This window comes from Paraburkholderia podalyriae (assembly GCF_014397785.1).
GTDB classification, from domain to species: domain Bacteria; phylum Pseudomonadota; class Gammaproteobacteria; order Burkholderiales; family Burkholderiaceae; genus Paraburkholderia; species Paraburkholderia podalyriae.
Window position 1 is genome coordinate 25440 of the sequence record NZ_VZQQ01000049.1, and the last position, 20905, is coordinate 46344.

Annotated in this window: 21 protein-coding genes and 7 pseudogenes; 14 read left to right on the forward strand and 14 right to left on the reverse strand. The window is 61.8% G+C overall.

Annotated features, from left to right (window positions below; all coding sequences use genetic code 11):
* Window positions 1–68 precede the first annotated feature (68 nt).
* From F6X42_RS32825 to F6X42_RS46450, 5 genes and pseudogenes are all read left to right on the forward strand, one after another.
* Complete coding sequence (locus F6X42_RS32825; RefSeq protein WP_187638184.1) at window positions 69–1007, forward strand: LysR substrate-binding domain-containing protein; 939 nt, start codon at window positions 69–71, stop codon at window positions 1005–1007.
* A gap of 158 nt (window positions 1008–1165) precedes the next feature.
* The gene (locus F6X42_RS32830) at window positions 1166–1426 is read left to right on the forward strand and encodes a transposase (protein ID WP_187638166.1); all 261 of its coding nucleotides are present in this window, start codon (window positions 1166–1168) and stop codon (window positions 1424–1426) included.
* 161 nt (window positions 1427–1587) lie between these two features.
* Window positions 1588–1743, forward strand: a pseudogene (locus tag F6X42_RS32835) (formyl-CoA transferase); the annotation flags it as partial.
* A 102-nt stretch (window positions 1744–1845) separates the two neighbouring features.
* Window positions 1846–2277, forward strand: coding sequence for a PAS domain-containing protein (locus F6X42_RS32840; protein WP_187638167.1), 432 nt, complete (start codon window positions 1846–1848; stop codon window positions 2275–2277).
* A 128-nt stretch (window positions 2278–2405) separates the two neighbouring features.
* Window positions 2406–2486: pseudogene (locus tag F6X42_RS46450) on the forward strand (IS6 family transposase); the annotation flags it as partial.
* Window positions 2487–2652: 166 nt separating this feature from the next.
* Here the strand turns inward: F6X42_RS46450 and F6X42_RS32845 are convergent.
* Together F6X42_RS32845 and F6X42_RS32850 are read right to left on the reverse strand one after the other, a co-directional pair.
* Entirely contained in the window at window positions 2653–3351 is a 699-nt protein-coding gene (locus F6X42_RS32845; protein ID WP_187638168.1) for an IS6 family transposase, read from the reverse strand.
* 116 nt (window positions 3352–3467) lie between these two features.
* Window positions 3468–4430, reverse strand: a complete 963-nt coding sequence (locus F6X42_RS32850; RefSeq protein ID WP_187638169.1) for a 2-hydroxyacid dehydrogenase — start codon at window positions 4428–4430, stop codon at window positions 3468–3470.
* 313 nt (window positions 4431–4743) lie between these two features.
* Here F6X42_RS32850 and F6X42_RS32855 point away from each other — a divergent pair.
* The 6 genes and pseudogenes from F6X42_RS32855 to F6X42_RS44475 form a co-directional block, all read left to right on the forward strand.
* Window positions 4744–5504, forward strand: a pseudogene (locus F6X42_RS32855) (SDR family oxidoreductase).
* Window positions 5505–5554: 50 nt separating this feature from the next.
* Window positions 5555–6871, forward strand: coding sequence for an MFS transporter (locus F6X42_RS32860; protein ID WP_187638170.1), 1317 nt, complete (start codon window positions 5555–5557; stop codon window positions 6869–6871).
* Window positions 6872–6908: 37 nt separating this feature from the next.
* Window positions 6909–7301 (forward strand): VOC family protein, encoded by a 393-nt coding sequence (locus tag F6X42_RS32865; RefSeq protein WP_187638171.1) that lies wholly within the window; start codon window positions 6909–6911, stop codon window positions 7299–7301.
* A 105-nt stretch (window positions 7302–7406) separates the two neighbouring features.
* Window positions 7407–8651: a citrate synthase gene (locus F6X42_RS32870; RefSeq protein WP_187638172.1), complete on the forward strand. Its 1245-nt coding sequence runs from the start codon at window positions 7407–7409 to the stop codon at window positions 8649–8651.
* 512 nt (window positions 8652–9163) lie between these two features.
* Complete coding sequence (locus F6X42_RS32875; protein WP_312892960.1) at window positions 9164–9679, forward strand: site-specific integrase; 516 nt, start codon at window positions 9164–9166, stop codon at window positions 9677–9679.
* 152 nt (window positions 9680–9831) lie between these two features.
* Window positions 9832–9954 (forward strand): annotated as a pseudogene (locus F6X42_RS44475) (DUF1488 family protein); the annotation flags it as partial.
* Window positions 9955–10014: 60 nt separating this feature from the next.
* Here F6X42_RS44475 and F6X42_RS32880 read toward each other — a convergent pair.
* The 5 genes and pseudogenes from F6X42_RS32880 to F6X42_RS46045 form a co-directional block, all read right to left on the reverse strand.
* Window positions 10015–10572, reverse strand: a pseudogene (locus F6X42_RS32880) (IS6 family transposase); the annotation flags it as partial.
* A gap of 281 nt (window positions 10573–10853) precedes the next feature.
* Window positions 10854–12005 carry a PDDEXK nuclease domain-containing protein gene (locus tag F6X42_RS32885; protein ID WP_187638173.1) on the reverse strand — a complete coding sequence of 384 codons (1152 nt, stop codon included), beginning with the start codon at window positions 12003–12005 and terminating at the stop codon, window positions 10854–10856.
* 4 nt (window positions 12006–12009) lie between these two features.
* The gene (locus tag F6X42_RS32890; protein ID WP_222945806.1) at window positions 12010–12261 is read right to left on the reverse strand and encodes a DUF1016 N-terminal domain-containing protein; all 252 of its coding nucleotides are present in this window, start codon (window positions 12259–12261) and stop codon (window positions 12010–12012) included.
* Window positions 12262–12272: 11 nt separating this feature from the next.
* Entirely contained in the window at window positions 12273–12551 is a 279-nt protein-coding gene (locus F6X42_RS32895) for an HU family DNA-binding protein (protein ID WP_187638175.1), read from the reverse strand.
* A gap of 670 nt (window positions 12552–13221) precedes the next feature.
* Entirely contained in the window at window positions 13222–13680 is a 459-nt protein-coding gene (locus tag F6X42_RS46045; RefSeq protein WP_376776482.1) for a PDDEXK nuclease domain-containing protein, read from the reverse strand.
* A gap of 192 nt (window positions 13681–13872) precedes the next feature.
* Here F6X42_RS46045 and F6X42_RS32905 point away from each other — a divergent pair, with 192 nt between their 5' ends.
* Entirely contained in the window at window positions 13873–14256 is a 384-nt protein-coding gene (locus F6X42_RS32905; RefSeq protein ID WP_187638176.1) for a TraR/DksA family transcriptional regulator, read from the forward strand.
* A 397-nt stretch (window positions 14257–14653) separates the two neighbouring features.
* Here F6X42_RS32905 and F6X42_RS32910 read toward each other — a convergent pair whose 3' ends face one another.
* The 6 genes from F6X42_RS32910 to F6X42_RS32935 all read right to left on the reverse strand — a co-directional run bounded on the left by F6X42_RS32910 (window position 14654) and on the right by F6X42_RS32935 (window position 17606).
* Window positions 14654–14956, reverse strand: a complete 303-nt coding sequence (locus tag F6X42_RS32910; RefSeq protein ID WP_187638177.1) for a type II toxin-antitoxin system RelE/ParE family toxin — start codon at window positions 14954–14956, stop codon at window positions 14654–14656.
* Window positions 14953–15405, reverse strand: coding sequence for a type II toxin-antitoxin system ParD family antitoxin (locus F6X42_RS45670; RefSeq protein WP_312892962.1), 453 nt, complete (start codon window positions 15403–15405; stop codon window positions 14953–14955). The genes F6X42_RS32910 and F6X42_RS45670 overlap by 4 nt, the downstream gene beginning before the upstream one ends.
* Before the next feature lie 150 nt (window positions 15406–15555).
* A complete protein-coding gene (locus F6X42_RS32920) occupies window positions 15556–15945 on the reverse strand; it encodes a M14 family metallopeptidase (protein WP_187638178.1) in 390 nt (129 codons plus the stop codon).
* A gap of 76 nt (window positions 15946–16021) precedes the next feature.
* The gene (locus tag F6X42_RS32925; RefSeq protein WP_246530331.1) at window positions 16022–16924 is read right to left on the reverse strand and encodes a hypothetical protein; all 903 of its coding nucleotides are present in this window, start codon (window positions 16922–16924) and stop codon (window positions 16022–16024) included.
* A gap of 17 nt (window positions 16925–16941) precedes the next feature.
* Complete coding sequence (locus F6X42_RS32930; protein WP_187638187.1) at window positions 16942–17154, reverse strand: hypothetical protein; 213 nt, start codon at window positions 17152–17154, stop codon at window positions 16942–16944.
* Between the two features lie 5 nt (window positions 17155–17159).
* Complete coding sequence (locus F6X42_RS32935) at window positions 17160–17606, reverse strand: hypothetical protein (RefSeq protein WP_376776483.1); 447 nt, start codon at window positions 17604–17606, stop codon at window positions 17160–17162.
* Between the two features lie 85 nt (window positions 17607–17691).
* Here F6X42_RS32935 and F6X42_RS32940 point away from each other — a divergent pair.
* Window positions 17692–18867 (forward strand): annotated as a pseudogene (locus F6X42_RS32940) (tyrosine-type recombinase/integrase).
* Between the two features lie 149 nt (window positions 18868–19016).
* Here the strand turns inward: F6X42_RS32940 and F6X42_RS44480 are convergent.
* Window positions 19017–19160 (reverse strand): hypothetical protein, encoded by a 144-nt coding sequence (locus F6X42_RS44480; RefSeq protein ID WP_246530332.1) that lies wholly within the window; start codon window positions 19158–19160, stop codon window positions 19017–19019.
* Between the two features lie 275 nt (window positions 19161–19435).
* Between F6X42_RS44480 and F6X42_RS32950 the strand changes: the two are divergent.
* A pseudogene (locus tag F6X42_RS32950) lies at window positions 19436–20216 on the forward strand (class I SAM-dependent methyltransferase); the annotation flags it as partial.
* Between the last annotated feature and the right edge of the window lie 689 nt (window positions 20217–20905).

Sequence of the window (20905 nt, forward strand, 5' to 3'; positions counted from 1 at the left end):
CGGCGAATATAGGGCATGGGCGCCGGCCAAAAAAGCTATAATTTCTATTCGATGCATTAGTCTGGCTAATACATATGCCCCTCGATTCCTCACTGCTGGGCGGCTTGCGCTGCTTCGAAGTGGCAGCTCGCCTGCTCAGTTTTACCAAGGCGGCGGCTGACCTGAGCTTGACGCAGGGGGCGGTTAGTCAGCACATTCGACATCTCGAAGACCGGCTGGGTTACCCACTGTTCACGCGCCAGCACCGCTCGCTTGCCCTGACGCAGAAAGGTGCGACGTTGTTCGAATGCACGAGAAACGCGTTTCTCAGCATCGAGACAACGATCAATCATCTTGGGCGATCCAATGCGCCCTTACAGATCAATTGCTCGCCCTCATTTGCCTTACAGTGGTTGATGCCGCGTCTGGTCGAGTTTCATCGCCTGCACGCGGACATACCGGTGCGCGTGAAGGCTGAATTTCAAACGCTGGATCGACAGGCCATGTTGGCCGATGACATCGACGTAGCGATTCGCTTTGATCCCGGGCAATACGAAACGATCCGCGCTATACCGATACTCGACGAATATCTGCTGCCGGTGGCAACACCGCAATATTTGGCGGAGCACCGTGAGTTTGCCGCGGGCCGATCGCTCAAGGGGATCGAACTATTGCATGACTTCTCGCCATGGGATGGAGCGCCTGAGTTCATCGAATGGCGCACCTGGCTGGAGACCGCTCGGCCCGAATGGCTCGGAGCGGTGGCGGGGCCGCAATTCAATCTGGCGAGCCTGGCGATTAGCGCGGCCTTGAGTCATCAAGGCGTCGCCGCGGCGCGCACTGCGCTCGTCTACGAAGAGCTCGAGCACGGCCGCCTCATCAACATCTTTAGCCGCCTCGTGCCTGCGCCGGCCCGCTACATGCTGCTCACCGAGCGGGAGGACGATGCGCGGGTGGCCGCATTTTCGAACTGGCTGATGTATGAATGCAACCGCTTTAGCGACGCACGAGCCAAGCTGCTGCTGTGACTAACATAATCCGAAGCGTGCTGCCGTCGGCCGAAGAGGTGGCCCCGGAAATTTGGATGCCCGCGCATGCGCGTATGCGCGGAAACTACGGTTAGACGTCAAGATGCAGAGCAAGGTGCAGACCGACACGCGCTACGTGATGAGTTCGCTGCCGGCCGATGCCGCACATCCTGTGCGTCAGTCGCATTCACTGGGCGGTTGAAAATGGCCGGCACTGGTACCTGGATGCCACTTTCAATGAGGACGCCAGCCAGCTCCGGCAACGCAACGCCGCGCTGAATTTCTCCTTCCTGCGCCGGCTCGCCATCAATCTGATCCGCACCGATTCCTCACGCGCGCTCAGCCTGCCAATGAAGCATAAAGCCGCCGCCTGGCATCCCGACTATCATGCGCAGGTCTTGAGTCTGCAGAAAATTTGATGCTCCGGCCCAAATGAACCGTCAACTTACCCTCCAAACACAATGCAAGCGGCAATGGTCGAAATTTGCAACCTGCAAAAATACTATGGCTCGCACCACGTATTAGATAGCATCGACCTGACGATCTATCCCAAAGAAGTGATTTGCATAATCGGCCCGTCGGGTATCTGACCGTCGGCAGCCCGATCAAGTTCTCGGACATGAAGCCGCAAGTCACCGCGTCGCCGCTGCTCGGAGAACATACGGACGAAGTGCTGGCGGGCCTTGGCTACAGCCAGCAGGAAATCTTCAATCTACGCGAAGTCAAAGCAGTTTAACGGTGTCACGCAGGCGCAGTTTCAGGCGCTGACGTGCAAATGCGGTACCCCTGACGGCGCCGCATCCGATTCAAGTCTCCGCATTCACTTTGGAGGAACGCCGTGCAAACTGCCATCGACTTCCAGCAACTTGCCAACGCAATCGGCGACGCCATCATCATCTCCAATTCCGGCGGCAGCATCACTTTCTGGAACCCCGCGGCCGAACGCATGTTCGGATTTACGCAGAGCGAGGCGCTCGGAAAGTCGCTGGACCTGATCATTCCGGAACGCTTGCGCGGCCGCCATTGGGATGGCTATCACAAGACCATGGCAACGGGCGAAACCCGTTACGGCAATGACGTGCTGCGCGTCCCCGCTGTGCACAAGGACGGTCGGTCAATGTCGATCGCCTTTACAGTCGCGTTGCTGCGTTCGCAGCAAAACGAATTCACCGGCATCGTCGCAGTGATCCGCGACAAAACCGCCCGCTTCCAGCAGGATCGTGTGCTACGCAAACGTCTTGCGGAACTGGAGGCATCCCAGGGCGCGTGAGACGCCGTCTGAACGACCAATTCGCGTTCCCCGTCTACCGCTATGGCAGCCGGGATGACGGGCTCTGGTGCAAATAGCGCGGGGGCGAATCGGTTAAGGTGTCAGGCTGAACGAATTGAGAACCGACGATGAGCAAGCTGAAGAGCCTTGACGAACTGTTCGCAGGCCGTCACTTTGACCGCTATGTGATCATTCTGTGTGTTCGCTGGTAACCTATTGATAATAATAACTGAATGACGCATCAAGTCTCAGACATACCGTCGGATCCCACAAAAATACAACGTGTGAACCGCGAGCGCTTTGCCGAAGCTCTTGTCCGGGTTCTGTCGCAATAAGAAAGGTGCGTTGCACAGTGGCCGGCATGCTGAGGACTACTTATACTGCTAGCGAGTAGAACTGCTCCGCGGGAGCCTGTCCGATGCCGCAGTCTTTCATCTGCCCCTTGGCGATCATATGCATAAGTTCAATGCCGCTTAACAAGATGCGCGCACAACGAAATATCTTGAATCCCAAGATGGGTCGGGTACGGCGCTTGATCGCCCGATGGTCTTGTTCCACGATGTTGTTGAGATACTTGACTTGGCGGATCTTGATGGGCGTCTCGCGCTCGGCGTTCACGGCGTGCAGCCCGGCCAGATTGGCACCACTCTTGTCGATGGTTACGGTTTCGGGCGCGCCATTCTGATCGATGGCCTTCTCGAAGTACCGTCGGGCCGCTTCCTTGTCCCGCCTGGCTCGCAGCAGGAAGTCAACCGTGTTGCCGGCCTTGTCGACGGCGCGGTACAGATACGTCCATTGCTCCTTGACTTTGATGTAGGTCTCGTCGACACGCCAGCTCTTGCCGACCGGGCGCTTGCAGCGGCGGAACGCCTTTTCAAGCACCGGCAGAAGCTTGATGGCCCACCGGTGAACGGTCGAATGATCGACCGCGATCCCGCGTTCGGCCATCATCTCTTCGAGATTGCGCAAGCTCAGCGGGTAGGCCACGTACCAACGCACGCACACCAACATGATCTCAAGCGGATAGTGCAACCGCTTCAGGACCTTGGCTACCGTCGGACTGAGCGCTTTCATTGTCGTTCACATCATTCTGTAAGGTCCCCCAGCATACCAGCCGCCGCTATTGCGACGGAACCGAAACATGCCCGGTCACACGCGCTTCGCAAGGTGTGATTCGTGGAGATCCAGCCTTAGACTGGATTCAAAGCGGTCCGCCCATCAAGCACGGCGGCGACATTATCCAGCGCCGTGAAACCCATCTGGTCGCGGGTCTCGACCGTGGCGCTGGCCATGTGAGGCGTCAGAAACACATTGTCGATTGCCGCAAAACGCTTGTCGGTATTGCGCTCGTTCCGATACACGTCCAGACCCGCGCTGAACAGATGTCCCGAAGTCAGCGCCTCGTACAGCGCATCTTCATCCACCAGTCCGCCGCGCGCGGCGTTGACGAAAACCGCGCCTTTCGGCAGCAGTCCGAACTCATTTTTCGCCATTAGCGGGACGCCACCGCCCGGCACGTGCAGCGTAAGCACCTGGCAGTGGGGCAGCATGTCGGCAAGACTGGCATAGTACGTCGCGCCGTTTTCCAGCGACTCAGCCGCACGCGTGACGTCAGTGTAGATCACACGCATGCCGAAACCCTGCGCACGCTTCGCGACCGCTCGTCCGATGCGTCCGAATCCGACGATACCGAGTGTCTTGCCGTTGACCCGCGTCCCCAGCATCTCGGTCATGCCGAATGACTTGCCCCAACCACTGCGCATGATTCGTTCATACTCCGATGCGCGCCGGCACGCCGCCAGCACCAGCAGCATCGAGAAGTCGGCCGTGCATTCGGTCAACGCGTCCGGCGCGTTCGTGACGACGATGCCCCGATTGCGGGCGGCGGCAACGTCCATGTGATCGAAGCCTGCGCTCGCGTTCGCGATGATCTTCACTGTCGACGGGAGCGCGGTAATGTGCTCCACTTGCAACCCGGATTTCTTGCCGATCAGTATGGCGGGCACGTCGTGCTTCTCGCAGAAGTCGACGACCGAGCCCGCGTCCATATCGGACTCGGTCACGAATGCATGGAATTGGGCCTCCGCGCGCCGCGCCACCGCGGCGGGGACTTTTCGCGCAATCAACAGCCTGGTACGGTTCTCTCTCGACATGGTTTTTTCCTGGATGAACAGACGTCGAGAGACTACGAAACGGCACAGAGGGCAGTCAATGTTGATTGGATCAATCAACACCCGCTAGACGATGGGCCCCCTATTCGTCCCGGCGCAAGCTGGCCGCCGCGATCCTTGTATTCAACGCCCTCGATTCGTCCCGCAGGCGGCCGGGCGCGCCTCAGGAAAACCCTGGTGCGGACCCCATCGGCAAGGCGACCAGATGTTGATTCAATGAATCAAGATTGCCCGGTACACGGCACGAATGCAACTCTGTTTGCCATGTTCAACTGACCTGTCGTGAGGACGTCAAATGCCTGCATCGAAAAAATTTGCCACTGTGACCGGCGCCGGCTCCGGCATCGGCCGCGCCGCCGCCGTCGCGCTCGCCAACGCCGGATTCGCGGTCGCGCTCATCGGCCGCCGAGTCGAACCGCTGCTGGAAACGAAGGAAGCAATCGGTGTCGCCGGCGGGCAAGCCGAGGTGTTCCCGGCCGATGTCGCCGACGCCGCGTCGGTCGAGCAGGCATTCGCGCGGATCGCCGAAACCTTCGGCCGGCTCGACGTGCTGTTCAACAACGCGGGCCGCAACGCAGGCGCGGTCCCGCTCGAAGACTACGAGGTCGATTTCTGGAACGACGTGGTGGCGACCAATCTGACCGGCGTGTTCCTGTGCGCGCGCGCGCCGCTTATCGGTTGATGAAGGCGCAATCTCCGCAAGGCGGACGCATCATCAACAACGGCTCGATCTCGGCTCACTCGCCGCGCCCGCACACCATCGCCTATTCGGCGACCAAGCACGCTGTCACCGGCATCACCAGATCGATCGCGCTCGATGGCCGCGCGTTCAACATCGCTTGCGGCCAGATCGATATCGGCAACGCCGCGACCTCGCTGACGGAACGGATGAACCGCGGCGTGCTGCAAGCGGATGGCCGCCTCGCTCCGGAAGCAAGAATGGACGTTGCGCATGTGGCCAATGCGGTCGTGCATATGGCCAGTCTTCCGCTCGAAGCGAACGTGCTGAATATGACCATCATGGCGAGCGCGATGCCGTTCGTCGGCCGCGGATAAATCGCCTTTTCGCCAATAAAAAAACAACAGGCTAATTTATGGAGACACCGATGAAAGTCGTAGAGGAACAAGCGTTGCCGCCGCGCAGCCCGGCTTACGCGGACACCGCGAAACGCACACGGATCCGGTATGTCGTGCTGTCGATGTTGCTCGTCGCCACCATTCTCAACTATGTGGACCGCTCGGCGCTGGGCATCGTCGCGCCGGGCCTCTCGAAAGGACTGGCGCTCGACCGGATGCAGATGGGCGAACTGTTCGCCGCCTTCGGCCTTGCCTACTCGATCGCGCTGGTGCCCGGCGGCGTGTTGACCGACGTGCTCGGCTCGCGTGTTGCCTATGCGCTGTCGCTGGTCGGCTGGTCGTTCGCGACGTTCACCCAGGGTCTCGCGACCGGCTATCACATGCTGCTCGGCTCGCGGCTCGCGATCGGTGCGCTGGAGGCGCCCGCCTTCCCTTCGAATGCGCGTGCCGTGACGTTGTGGTTCCCGGCCCGCGAGCGCGGTTTCGCGACCAGCGTCTACGTGATGGGGCAGTACATCGGCACGCCGTTGTTTACCGGCCTGTTGCTGTGGATTTCCGCCGCGTACGGCTGGCGCGCGGTGTTTTTCGTGACCGGCGGTTTCGGCATCCTGTTCAGCCTGATCTGGTACCGCGTGTATCGCGATCCGCATCGGCACGCGGGCGTTAACGCCGCCGAGCTGCAGTACATCAACGACGGTTCGACGAGCGCGCACAAGCCGCGCGAGAAATTCGACTGGCGCATGGCTCTCAAGCTGCTCAGCTACCGGCAGATTCTCGCGATCTGTCTCGGCAAGTTCTGCAACAACACCTTGCTGGTGTTCTTCACGACGTGGTTCATGACTTACCTGATCGAAGCGCGCCACATGTCGATGATCAAGGTCGGGATCTTCCAGGCGCTGCCCTTCATCGGCGCCACACTCGGCATTTTGCTCGCGGGCTCCCTGTCGGACTTTTTCATCCGGCGCGGCGTGTCGATTTCCACCGCGCGCAAGGCACCGCTGATCATCGGTACCCTGCTCGGCGCATCGATCGTGCTCGTCAATTTCGTCGAATCGAACGAAGCGGTGATCGCGATCCTGACCATTGCCTTCTTCGCGCAGGGCGTCGGCTCGATGTCGTGGGCCGCCGTCTCCGAAATCGCACCGCGGCAATACGTTGGATTGACGAGCAGCGTCACCAGTCTCGCGGCCAATCTCGCGGGCATCACCACGCCGCTGATGATCGGCTATATCACCCACCAAACCGGCCACTTCTACTGGGCGCTGAACCTGATGGGCGCGATCTGCCTGCTCGGCGCGCTCTCTTACTCCGTGCTGCTGGGAAGACTTTCCCGCATCGAACTGTGACGCTTTAGACTGACGACCAACTATCCAGAGAGATCGAATGATTGAATTCAAGTGGGATCATCTGCAACTGTGCTCGGCGGATGCCGAAGCAACCGCCGCATGGTTTGCGCGCTGCCTGAACGCCGAGATCGTCAGGCGTCCGGGGCGAGTGGATCTGCGCATCGGCGACATCAATCTTTTCATCACGCCGCGGGCGAACGCCCGACCCGGCCGGCTTCCCGTTAGCGAGCAACGACAGGGCATCGACCACTTCGGCGTGACCGTCGACGATCTCGACGCCGCGTTCGAACATCTGCTGCGCTGTGACGCGGAAATCGTGGAGCCGATCAAACAGGTTCGCGCGGGAGTCAGAGCCTGCTCCGTGCGATCGCCGGGCGACATCCTCGTCGAGATTCTGGAACGGCGGGCGGCCGAGATGACTTTTACCTGAAAAAACGCCACTATTGACGCTGAACCGGTCGCGCGCGCATGCGCGCGCGGCCCGCACCGTTACCTCTCTGCTGCCCCGTCACACAGCCTACCCGTCTGCCATCCCATGCGAAACTGGATCACCCTGACTGAAGCGGCTCGACAACTTGGCGTACAAGCGCAGACTGTGTATGCATACGTCAGTCGAGGGGCCATCGCGGTGATGCCGGACCCGCAGGACCCGCGCAAGAGCCTCTATCGTGCGGAAGACGTTGCCGGTCTCTACCGCAAAAAACAGGTTGGACGCAAGCGCGAAGCGCTCGCCGCCGGCATGATATTCGGCACGGAGCCCTGCATTTACAGCGGCATCACCACGTTCTCGAAAGGCCGGCCGTATTACCGCGGACGGGATTGCATCCGGCTATCCGACACGGCGACGCTCGAGGAAGTGGCGACCCTGCTGTGGAATGCGCGCGCGCCGATTTCGTTCGAAGCCGGCGATCTGCCGTTGCAAGGCGATGAGCGCGGCAGGCAATGCGCGTTCACGTCGCTGGCCGCGCTCGCGGCCAGCGGGCACTCGACCCTCGGACGCACGGACGGCGCACTGCATGTCGAAGCCGGCCGGCTCGTGGCGCTGATCGCACAGGCGTTCGGCGCGCGTTGCGACGCGAATGCCCCGACCACCCATGAACGTATCGCGCTCGGTTGGGGCCAGGACCGCGCCGGCGCCGAACTGATCCGCCGGGCGATGGTTCTGGTGGCCGACCACGAGATAACCAGTTCGGCATTCGCCGCCCGGATTACCGCGTCCACCGGCGCATCGCTGCCGGGCTGCCTGCTCACCGGGCTCGCAACCTTATCCGGGCCGCTGCACGGCGATGCATCGGGCCGCGTGCGAGCCGTGTTCGACGACGTGGGAAGACTCGGTGTGGAACACGTCGTTGCCCATCACTTACAGTCGGCCATTCCGATCCCGGGGTTCGGACATCATCTGTATCCGGACGGCGATCCGCGCGCGGCCGCGTTGATCGAAGTGTTGAATCCGCCCGAGGAACTCGTCTCGTTCATTCACAAGGTTGTGGAGCTGACCGGGCTGCAGCCGAATATCGACGTTGCGCTTGCGGCGTTGTCGGCGCAGTTGGCTCTGCCCCGCGAAGCGTCGTTCGGACTGTTCGCCACGGCTCGAAGCGTGGGCCTGCTCGCGCATTGCATCGAGCAGCTCCGGGTGGGCAAGGTGATCCGGCCGCGCAGCCGCTATACCGGACGCGCGCTGGAAGACGCCATACCGCCGCTGTCGTCGGAAAGCGTCGAGAAGACGCTCGATCCAGCCACGCTCGACAAGAATCGGCTGTTCAAGGCGGTGGATTCGTGAAGCGCTGTTTCTGAAATGACCGCCTGGTCTGCGATAGGCAAATCCTGCGTTCCCGTACCGTAGAACGAAGGAATTCTGTCCCGCTCGCGCCACGAAAGCTGTCAACTTCAAGTGTCCAGTACATCGCCGGGTGAATATGCCGGTTATCGGTCACTTACCACCGAAGGACATGTGCCACCCCGCTCTTCGCAACAAGAAGGCGCTTCTGCGTACAGGATCGCGTGCAGGAGTTCACACAGAACTCGGATCGGTGAGCCAATACGGGAGACGCTCGCACGTTTGAAGACGACCACTTCACACGAGGCGGGACGCCAGGTACCGACGCTTGAGCGATATAGGCAGTATCCTGACAGCCTGCCGCTGACCGCCGAGCTCAACTTATCTTGGCAGCCTGACCCGGCCCATGCGGTCTCTATGTGCCACCGGCCGGTGCGCGACCGTTCGGAATTTTGCACTTTCGTTGGCACAGGCGCGGGCATTTTCACTTTCTATGTCACACCGCCGCGTTCGCCGTGACGGCACTTTTGAAAAAGGCGAATAGAATCAGACGGCCGGCTTTCACTAACTCTGGCATCGCACAGCAGGTGACCGGCAAGGGCAAGAGGGTTACGATGGTCGCGCTGCCGCCGCTCTCGTGGGAGGCGCTGTCGCGTTATCTGGCCGAACAGGGACTGCCGATTCTGCCGGCGCAAGGGCATCCGCAGACACCGGTCATCGGCAGCCTCGAACCCGACAGCGCCGCAACGATCAGCGGCGTGCGGCTGTGGAGTGAGCTCAAGCGCTTTTTTTTTTGCTGGCGGCAGAGGACATCGCGTCAGATCATCCGCCTCTCGCGGCGAAGCTGCGCGATGCCAGCACCCACTGGACGCGCCACACCCACGCCACTCATGCGCTCAGCCGCGACGCCGAACCGACGACAGTGCGGGACAACCTGCGGCACGCGTCCGTCTCGACGACGTCTGCACAGTGACGAAGTGAAGCGGGCGCGGCAGATCGGGGAGGCTTTTGCTACTGGAAAACGAAGCTAGGCAGGGGCAGTCAGTGTGGGAAACAGCTGGTTCCCCTCGCGTTCGAAGCGGCAAGCGCGGTGATCTGCAAGACACCGACTTCGCAATACCTGAAATGCATCACATTTGCAAAAATCATCGTGACCTGATGCAAAGCGCCGTCCTTGCCGCCTATGGAAACCGCTGAAACCGTTGAACTTGAACCGCACGTGCTGGCCAGCCGCCTCGGCGTAGCGTTTCGCTTGATACGCCAGAACAGCACGATCGAATGCGTGATCACGATCGCCGCGCTCGAAGCGTATTTCTGGCTCGAGCCGCAGGCGACCGACGCCCACATTCTCAAAACTTTTCGCGACTCGCATCCGGCGCTCGCGTTCACGCGTGGGTTGATGGCTGTTTTCAGCGCGGTTGTTCACGCGCGCGCAGGCCTTGACGAACACGTGCTTCACATTCGCCAGCTCAGGGATCTCTGTTTTCGCGGCCGGGTAGCTGCGCAACTGGTCGGTGACGATTTTCTTCGGCGCCGCAGGACAGGCCGCCAACACCCGTTTGAAGAAGCGTTTGGCAGCGGCCTTGTCGCGGCGCTTCTGAAGCAGGATGTCGAGTTCAATGCCGTGCTCATCGACTGCACGCCACAGCAGCCAGGGCTCGCCGCGCAGCGTCACGAACATTTCGTCGAGATGCCATGTGCTGCCCGGCTTGCGACGGGCAGTCCTGACCTGATGCGCAAAACTGGCGCCGAACTTGTCCGTCCACCGCCGGATCGATTCATGGCTGACAACCACGCAGCGCTCGAACAGTAGCTCCTCGATGTCGCGAAGGCTGAGTTGAAAGCGGAAATACCTCCGAACCGCGTGGCTGATGACTGACGCCGAGAATCGATGGCCATGGTAGAGCGATTTCGTCTTCTTCATCACGTCATCTTAGCTGACCAGCGCGCTAACGTGACAACGCCGCCAGCACCTAGGCTGCAATGCAGAGGTTCGGGAAATTTAACTTTCTTGACACCGATGCTGCGGTCGATCTCAGCGTTTCGGCAAGTTCGGAACAAATTGGAACGGGAGTCACACCGTTTGGTGTTGGGTGCGCAGAGAATCTGGGAGACACGCTGCGCTGCGTTCTTAGGCAATTGCAGGATGAACTGAAGGATCTGCAGCGCGGTAACCGGCGTTAGCGACCGGGCCCATTAGGGCTGTCAGCTACCGGAATGTTTGCTCTCAGGGAGGACCGGATGCTGCGCCTCCCACTCGCGGCGGGTCTTCGCCAATTCTTCAGCAAGCAACTGCTCGTCGGGAAGTACGGTGTGGTATTCAGCGGCAAGCACCTTGTTGGGCAGACCGTCAAGCGCATAACGCGCAATTGCCGCGTTGGTTCTAGCACACAGGATCAGGCCGACCGGCGGGTTTTCGCCGGGTAGCGTCCAGTGCTCTTTTGCATAATTGCAATACATATGCATTTGCCCGACATCGGCATGATTAAGCTCGGTCAGTTTTAGATCGATGATTACAAGGCATCGCAGGCGCCTGTGGAAGAACAGCAGGTCCACGCGAAACCAGCTGTCACCGATCCGTAGTCTGCGTTGCCGTCCGACGAACGTGAAATCTCCACCAAGTTCAAGCAGAAAGTCCTCGAGACGGTGGATCAACGCTTCCTCAAGGTCACTCTCGGAGTATTCGTCTTTCAGGTCGAGGAACTCGAGTACGTAAGGATCCTTGATCGCTTCGTCTGGGCTCACGGCCTCACCCGGCCTCGCGACCGCACCCTTTTCAAGCATTGCGCGCTTGTTTCGGGACATCAGCGTGCGCGTATAAAACTGACTGCCAATCTGCCGTTCGAGTTGCCGGACGCTCCAGCCTCCGCGCAGGGCTTCCGCCTCGTAGAACATCCGCTCTTCGGGAGAACGCGTCCGTCGCATCAACCTGACGTAGTGCGTCCACGAAAGCGGGAAACGTTCGCCGAGCTGCTGGAGCCCGAAATCCCGAATCGGTGATTCGGATTTTGGCTCGGCCGCGGGAGCGCCGGATTTCCGAATCACCGATTCGGAAATTTCGCCAAGCTGATAACTCAGGTAGAACAGGCGCATTAATTCAAGATTGTCGGCTCCGAAGCCTCGCCCGAACCGCTCGGTAAGGTCGCTCGACAAGCGCTGCAGGACCTCCTGGCCGTACGCTGCACGCTCGTGCCCACCCTGCTCCAGTTCCACGATCCGCCGGCCCACCAGCCAATAGGTTGCCGTCATCAGGGCATTGATGCTGCGCGCCGCGGCCCGCCGCGCCTCTTCAAGCAGTGCGATCACGTCGCTCAGGGTTGTGCCGTAGTCGTCCTCGGCCAAATTGCTGCCGCTCATCTTCTCAGTTTCCAGATTGATATCGAGGGAACCCGCGGCCGAAGCGGCGTGTCAGGTCGTCGGCGAGTCGCCCGATCAGCGCCTGCCCGTAGCCGGCGCGCGCTTGCCCGCCCTGCTCAGTGGCGACAATCCGCCGCCCGATCTCCCAGTAGGCGGCGGTCATCACGGCATTAACGTTGCGTGCCGCCGTGCGTCGCGCCGACTCGACGACATTGACCACTTCCTCGTGCAGCCCGGCGTAATCGTCGGGCACCATCGCATCCTCCGTCATGACGCGTTGACGGCATCCTTGAACGCCTTGCCCGCCGTGAACCTGGCCGTCTTCGCCGCAGGGATCTGGATTTCCGCGCCAGTCGACGGATTGCGGCCGACGCGCGCGGCCCGCGCCCCGGTCGAAAATGCGCCGAACCCGATCAGCTGTACGGTGTCCCCCTTCGTGACGGTCGCTGTGATGGTGCCGAGCAGCGCGTCGAGCGTTTCAGCGGCCAGCGCCTTGCTGGTGCCGGTTTTGGCGGCGACGGCGTCGACGAGGTCCTGCTTGTTCATGGTGATGTCCTTGAGGTTGGGTTGAATGCCGCCACCCTACCCGATCCCCTGACCGGTGCGCAACCGGCTTCAGAGCGGCGCCACCGAGCTGGCCTTGATGCAGCCATCGATGCCCACCGGTGGCACCGCCGTCAAAGGTCACCTTTTGTGGGGCGGCCCGCTTTCCAGACGGCGCCAGCCGTGCCGTCCGTCCGCCTCGATCGCTGCCCGCTTTCCCGCTGATCAGGCGAAGCAACAATCGCCAGCCTTGCCGGCTTGTGCGTCCCCATTCGCGCTCGTTGCGCCCCGAGGCTCGGCGACGCCTACCAAGCGAACTCCCGCGGCTGTCCCCAAGGGCGCCCGGCGACGAAAAGCGAAGACCGCCGGGCGATTTGCGTGGCCCTCCAAGTTTTGATAACTGACCGCCATTGAATTTAATCGCCACAATTCAGGGTAGGCTGATCGTTGCGTCGGCCGGGGGCTTCAGGCCGATAGCACCTGTTCGATTGCTCCGGCACCAGCCGCGCAGAAACAGTCGAATGGTGGGAAATTCCAATGACCGGATTGGCCGAGGAGACAACCCGATCTGGACGCACGTCGGCGGTAGCTCGGTTTCATGGAAAATCTGAACCTGCTGCAGCCGGACACTGGAATCGGCCGACGTGAAGCCGGCTGGCTAGCGACTTCAGGATCAGTCGCGGATTTCCTCTTTGTCATGCAGCTCTGGATGCCGCGCTTCCCATTCGCGTCGCGTTTTTGCCAACTCTTCAGCGAGCAGTCGTTCGTCTGGAAGTACCGTGTGATACTCGGCAGCAAGTATCTTGTTGGGGAGGCCGTCGAGTGCGTAGCGGGCAATCGCGGCGTTGGTCCTTGCGCACAGCATCAGGCCCACCGGTGGATTTTCTCCTGCCAGCTGCGGAAGGTGCGGCCGTCCTCGTCCATCGACCCGATGATCGCGCGCTGGCCGCCCGCTTCGGCGATCGCCGATCGGCGAAGCATCGGACGACTGCCCTGACCAGCGGCCCCGTAAGGCCTCACTAACGACCGGGTCGATACGGCTGCCCTGCAACCTATACTTAACACATGCCCGTCGGGTTTGAACTGACCAGAATCGCGCGTGGGTTAAACATATAATTGTGGGGCGTGGCATTCATCCCACCACTCAGCGTCACGGGTTCATTGGTGGGGCTTGCGCGGCGTGACTGAAGATCGGACTGTCGCATTGTGCTAACCGCCCAGCGGGTGCATGCCTGGTTGGGCCTGTGTGCAGGTACGCACATGACGGAACGCCTTCGCGATGCCGCCGTTGTGCGTGACGTTACGGAACACATCGAACCTGTCCATGATCACCCTTAGCTGCTCCGAACTCGGGCTGTTACAGCACAGGCTCTGCGAGCGTCGTCATGAGCTGCTGGCGGCGCTGCACGGCGAATACGGTGACCTCGCCGGAGCCCGGCCGCCCGAAGTACTGGGCCCCGAGTCTCATCCCGACGAGACCGCATCGCGCAAGGCGCGCGACGAGCTGCGCACTGCGCTCGCGCGGCACGACTTCGACGAACTGCAGCAGATCGACGTGGCGCTGGCACGCATCGACGCCGGCCGCTACGGCGCATGCGTCGGGTGCGGGGATCCGATCGGTTATGAGCGGCTTGTCGCCGCGCCCTACACGGCCCGCTGCGTTTCATGCCAGACAGCGTACGAACAACACCGCGTCACCCGCCAATAGGAAATTCATCGGGTACAAAGCGCATTCCTGTCGCGATAGACGCAGTAGCCCCGGCCCGTCAATGTGTGCACCTGAATCGGTCCAGGTCTTTTGTATCGGCCTTCACCCGCCGGCAGGCCCGTTGCACCCGGGCATCCCCTGCGTGCACAGCTGGAAACGGCGAAGTAAGTCGTGTTTTCACTCATACGGACATCGGCATCCGGACACTCGATGGACCGTGACGTATTGCCAATCGGCAAAGTCACACCTTTGCGCAGGGCGTCGTCGCCCCGGATGTGAAGCGCCCTGCCCGCCGGCATTCTGGCTCGTCGACCAAACCAGATCGCCTCCCTCCCGCTCAAACGCAAGATTACATCTGCAGAAGCAGGCGGATCGTCGTCGGGTGGCTCACGCGAACTCAGGGAAAAAGGATCGCCGCGTAGTTGCGCGCACTGTGCAGGACGTGAATAACGTCGATGCGCTCGGGAGGCTGGCCAACGACACGATAGAAAATCTGGTGACCGCCGTGAACCCGGTGACGCACGCCACGGTCTTCGTAGCGCGGCACAATCGGGAATGCCATGTACATGTCGGCAAGGCGCGTGCACCTCTCGCGCAGCTCGCGCACGAAACCCAGGGCACGACGGGGATTGTCGCGGGCCATGTAATCGCCGATCGCCTCAAGGTCGGCCTCAGCATCGGGAAGGATCTGGACAATCATCGCCTGGTGCTCGCCATCGCATGATACTTTGCTTCAAGCCGGCCGAACACGTCCTCAGCGGGCTTGCCCCGTCCTGTCTCCGAATCACCAATGCCGCGATCGATGACCGCATCCAGCGCGATGAGTTGCATTTCGCGATCCTGAACGAGCTTCACGCCTTCGCGCAGCACCTCGCTTTCCGAGCTGTAGCGACCCGACTCGACCAACTTCGCGACATAGCCTTCAAGCTGTTGCCCAAGCTCTGCATTGATCATAGCCATATCCCGGAACGTCCATTCGCGCAGACCACACCATAAAATATTATAAGGCGGCGCGGCGCAGTCGGAACGGATCGATTTCAGGGCACGCGACCGGGGCGAGCCGGGTTGCCGAAGGCAGCCGCTGCCCGGCCACGTGCCGCCGGAATTGGACTTGCGTAGTGATCCTGCACCTTGCGCTGCCTGCAGCAAGGTTCGCGCGACAGGTCCAGGGCAGGCAGGTCGGCATGCAAGGCCAACGGCACGCCGGTGCGCGACGTGCTGCAGCGCTGCACTCGAAGCATGGTCACGCCAGCCTCGACGCTCGCCGCCCCGCGCATCAGTGAGAGCACCCCATCGGACTCACCTGATGAACTCGCCGCTCCACCGGTCACGGCCGCTCCAGAACGGACATCGCGGACAGATTTCGCCTTCCGGATAGTCGATGCCTTCCTCATGCGGGCACCCGATGATGCGGTCGACGGCGACGACCGAACGCGCACCATGCTGTTCAATGAACCGGACGACTGCTTCGGTGATTTCCGGATCGGTTCTCGCATCGGACGTTTCACAGAACCACCGCTCAACAGGATCAGAATCCGCGCCTTCGTACGCGACGACGCCGACCGCAACCTTTGTCGCGCGCCTGTCATCGGGCCCATAGCAGGCCACCGTTGCGACCGGGTAGCCGCAGAAACCCTTGCGGCTTTTTTTCGCGAGTCTGTCCCGGTACCATTGCGCTTTCAATGTCATGTCGCCTCCGTGCCTCCGCGCGACTGGCCGATGCGACTATGGCATCAGCAGTAATCGTGGCCGCCGATCGTCATACTCACCGGTGCTGCACTTTCCGTGTGGCCATGTACACGTCGAACAGGCCCGCATGCAGGCGACTGAGCGCCTGACGCAGACTGACGAGTTCGTGCTGGTCGCCGTCATGCTCCCGGCGCAGGATCTCGCCCAGCAGGACCGTGGCCCGCGATGCCGCAACCTCACGTTGTGTCCGGGCGTCACCCAGCCGACCTGCGAGCGCCGGCTTGACCACCAGCAGCCAGGCCGGCAACCACGCGTAATCGTCGATCTCGCCGGTGCCTGGGAACTCCGCATCGAAGCGCTGGCGTAGCGCGTCGAGCGACGCGTCGCCCAGTCCGGGCAGCAACGCCGCGAACCGTGCGGGCGCGAGCCACGCCAGTCCAGCGAGCAGTGGCCACGCGGCATCCAGACCATCAGCCCGGTAGCGCGCCTCCGTCATCCACGCGAAGGGTGCCGGGATGCGCCACCAGGACTCAATGCCCTCGACCGCTGCACGTGCAGCCGCCCAGTCGCCGGCCAGCAGCCAGAGCGGTGCGGCGTGGCTGTCGGCATGGTTCCCGGCACCGGCGCCGCGAAAGGCCAGGGACGCGGCCCGCTGGGCGAGCGCTCGCCAGCATGGAGCGAGCCACGGCTGGACGCTCTGCGCGGGCAGCACGCGCCGGGCGGCGGGCACCACCCTGTCCTCCAGGTGACGGTGGGCGATGTCCAGCGCCGCATGGTCAGCAAAGGGCGCGGTCGATCCATTCCCGAGTTCGCGGACCAGCACGGTCATCGCGGGCAGCGCACCGTCGTCCAGGTATTCGCCGGCGAGCTGCGCCAGTGCCGTTCGCGCCGCCGCCACATCGCGCCGCTGCAACGGCGCCAGCACGTCGTTGCGCAACATCACGTCACGGCTGTCGGCGAAGATGTCGAGCTGCTGCATGGTCCGGGTCATCCCGTTCAGAAGAGCTGATCGTGAAGAGCGGTCAGACTAGCCCATTTCACCATGCTGCGGAAGGTGCGGCCGTCCTCGTCCACCGATTCGATGATCACGCGCTGGCCGCTGGCTTCGGCGACCACCCGCACGATCCGCCCGCCGTAGCGCATCAGTGCGCTGATCGGCGGGCAAGCCGGGGCCTTGCGCCTTTTTCCCTGGCGGCTGTTTTTCTCCACCTCGCCTACCCCCGCCTGCGGCGCACCGTGGTCTTGCTGGTGGTCGCCGGTTCCGCCGGTGCTGCCGTTGCCTGACGCGACGTGCGTGTCACCGCCGCGCGGCCCGCAGTCGGGCGAGCAGGCGCGGACTTCGCGCGGGCCGGGCGGGCGTCGCGTGTATCCGCCTGCCGCAATGCCGCCAGCTGTTGCTGCAGCGTGACATTCGTGGCCAGCACGGCATCGAGCCGTCCCTGCAGCACGCCCGCCTGGTGACGCACGTCCCCGAGCTGCGCCTGCAGCGCCTCGACCGCCCGGTGATGGTCCGCCCCGCGACTGTCGGCCCGCTTCACCGCGGCATCGAGGTCCTTCTGCAGCTTCGCGGCCGCACCCCGCTCGCGGTCGATCTCCAGCAGCGCGCGCTTTTCCGCCGCTCGCAGGCGCTCTTCGGCGCATCGACGGCCATATTTTGACATTACGGCCATAATGTTGACATTTTGGGGGGCGATCAGTACACAATTGCGTCACACGCCGACCTCCGCCCCCGCCGCGTCTGCGACCATGAAAACCGCCGTCCCCGCGCCGCGCCCGATCGACGCGCCCGAACTGCCCGCCGGTCTCGATGGCCGCCACGGCACGAACCGCGCAACCGGCCACATGCAGGTCGCCGCGGCGACCGATCCCGAGGCGATCCGCGCGTGGCTCGCCCGCTTCGTCGATACAAGGACGACGTTCGACAACTACCGCAAGGAAGCCGAACGGCTGCTGCTGTGGTCCGTCCTGCAGATGGGCAAACCGCTCTCCTCGCTCACGCACGAGGACCTGCTGGTCTATCAGCACTTTCTCGCCGATCCGCAACCCGCGGCGCGCTGGACCGCTGATGGCGGACGCAAGCATCCCCGCAACGATCCGCGCTGGCGACCGTTCTACGGCCCCCTGTCGGCATCGAGCCAGCGGCAGGCGATGGTGATTCCTCAACGTCATGTTCGCGTGGCTGGTGCAGGCCGGCTATCTGGCCGGCAATCCCCTGTCGCTCTCACGCCAGCGCGCGCGCCGGGCTAGGCCGCGCATCGTCCGGTATCTGTCGCCCGAACTGTGGCTCGAAGTCAAAACGTACATTCAGGGCAGGCCCAGGGAAACCAGTCGCGAGCGCGAACATCACGCGCGCGCGCTGGCTTTTCACATTGCTCTACCTGGGTGGCTTGCGGATCACGGAGATCAGCACGAATACGATGGGCCGGTTTTTCCGTCGGGGCGACGAAAACGGCAAGGAGCGCTGGTGGCTCGAAGTAATGGGCAAAGGTGGCAAGGAGCGGCTGGTGCCCGCCACCGCGGAAAATGATGATGGAACTCGGCACATACCGGCGAGCCCGCGGACTGCCAGCGCTCCCCTCACCCGGCGAGGACACGCCGCTGGTGCTGCCGATCGGGCAGTCACCGAAGCCACTCACGCGCGCCGCGTTGCACCGGATCGTGAAGGACGTCTTTAGCGGCGCCGCAGGATCGTTGCGCGCGCGTGGCGACGACCATGCGCAATGCGCAGACCGCCTCGAGCAGGCGTCCGCGCACTGGCTACGTCACAGCGCAGGCTCACATATGGCAGACCAGCAACTGGATGTGCGACTCGTGCGCGACAACCTCGGGCATGCGTCACTGACGACAACCAGTCAGTATCTGCACGTGGGCAATGATCGCCGGCACCGCGAGACTGATGAGAAACACCGCATTGACTGGTGACGGGCGGCAGCCGGAGGACTAACCTCCGGCCTCGAAATCCTGAGTAGCGAGCCTGACCGATCTGCCCGGACGCAGGCGGATTTTTTCGTTCGGCGACCGCGATAATGCGACGCCGTCCGTCAGCAAATGCCTTGAGCATACGGACCTGATCAGCGTCTCCGGGCAACCAGAATTGCGCCTTCAAGCGCTTCCCGCGTGATCACACAGGCGACCTCACTGCATTGCCCGGCCAGGCGAAACGAGATTTCATATCGGTCCGTCGCGACATCGGGCATCAGGTCAATCATGTCCATTTTTTACACCTCGTGAGTTCAACCAGGGGCCTTTAAGCTGCTGTCGCCTGTCTTCAATTTTACAGACCAGACGGAAGACGGATGCGCCGCTGATTTCCGTCACGTAGATAAACCGTCGCGTAAACGCCGCCCCGCTGTCTTTGCAGGCAGGGTTTGGGTCTGGATTTTGATACGGATGCGATGAAGCCGGACTGTTAGTTGCATCCCTATGGCTGACTCAAGTCCTCAAGGTGAGCCTTTGCGGGACGCGAGCTGCACGCGGTAATTCGAAACCCGCTGAAGAAACGAGCCCGACTTTTATCCCCGGCTTCTGCGACTGCGCTGAAGCGATGTTCCCCAGCCTGCCGAAACTCGAAGCCGCGTTTCGCACGGGTTTGGGCGTCGGTTGGCATCAGCATCATCCATCGCTGTTCCGGGGCACGGAACGATTCTTTCGTCCGGGCTATGCGGCGCATCTGGTGGATGAATGGATCCCCGCGCTCTACGGAGTACAAGAGATTCTCAAGGGGCGTGGCGCGAAAGTCGCGGATGTCGGCTGTGGCCACGGCGCATCCACGATACTGATGGCTCAGGCATACCCCAACGCGGCTTTCCTCGGCTTCGATTATCACGAACCGTCCGTGCAGAGAGCACGTGAACTTGCCGACGGAGCGGGCCTCGGCGACCGCGTCACGTTTGAAGTCGCAACCGCGCAGCAATATCCTTGAAAGGATTACGACCTCGTCGCATTCTTCGATTGCCTGCACGATATGGGCGACCCGACGGGCGCAGCAGCACACGTCCTGCAAACGCTGAGACCCGATGGATCGTGGATGATCGTGGAACCGTTCGCGAATGACCGCCTCGAAGACAATATCAATCCTGTCGGACGGGTGTTCCTATTCTGCGTCGACGATGATCTGCACAGGTGCATCGTTATCACAGGAAGGCAGAAGAGCGCTCGGCGCGCAGGCGGGCGAAGCACGGCTCAGAGAAGTCGTGACTGCTGGTGGCTTCACGCGCTTCAGGCGCGCAACGCAAACGCCGTTCAATCTGGTTTTTCAGGCGCAGGCGTGAACCTGGCTCGCTTGCCGGAAACTGCGCGAGCGACGCACAAAAGTCGCCAGGAGCGCAGAAGGCGACAATCGTCAATGTGTCGAAGAGATGCGCGCCAGACTGAGCGCCGAACATCAGGCGGAGATAGCGGCGCTGGATGGCAAGATTGCACGCCACGGCGACCCCACGCGTGCAGCATTAGGTGTGACCCGCAATGAACAGTCTCTCGGATTGAGCGCCGGATTCGCGCGTGCGGCTACGGTGCTCCTGAGGCAATGCCCGTCGGCATATAGGTGATGCTCGATCCGCGAGGACTTTTGCCATCCGTGATTGAACGTCCGTTGAACGATTGTGAGCGGGCTTTTGCCTACAAGCTTCGAACGGCTCTTTGTGGCCCAGACTGTGTCAAAACACCATTTTGACGCGTTAAAATGGCTCATCCGATAGCGGAGGATGAGCGAGATGAAGCGGTTCGTTCAAGGCGACAATCGTACACAAAGCTTTCTCCTCCCCGAAGCACTTGACGACTACGTCACGGACACCAATCCCGTGCGCGTAGTCGATGTTTTTGTAGATGAACTTGGAGGGTGTAAATAGCTTTGTGTAAACGGTCATTTGGCAGGAGACTGCCAGTAACAGGAGCGACGATGACCGTAGCGAAACGCAGCAAACGAGTGAAACCCGATCCTGAGCTCGTCAAGCTGGCCGAC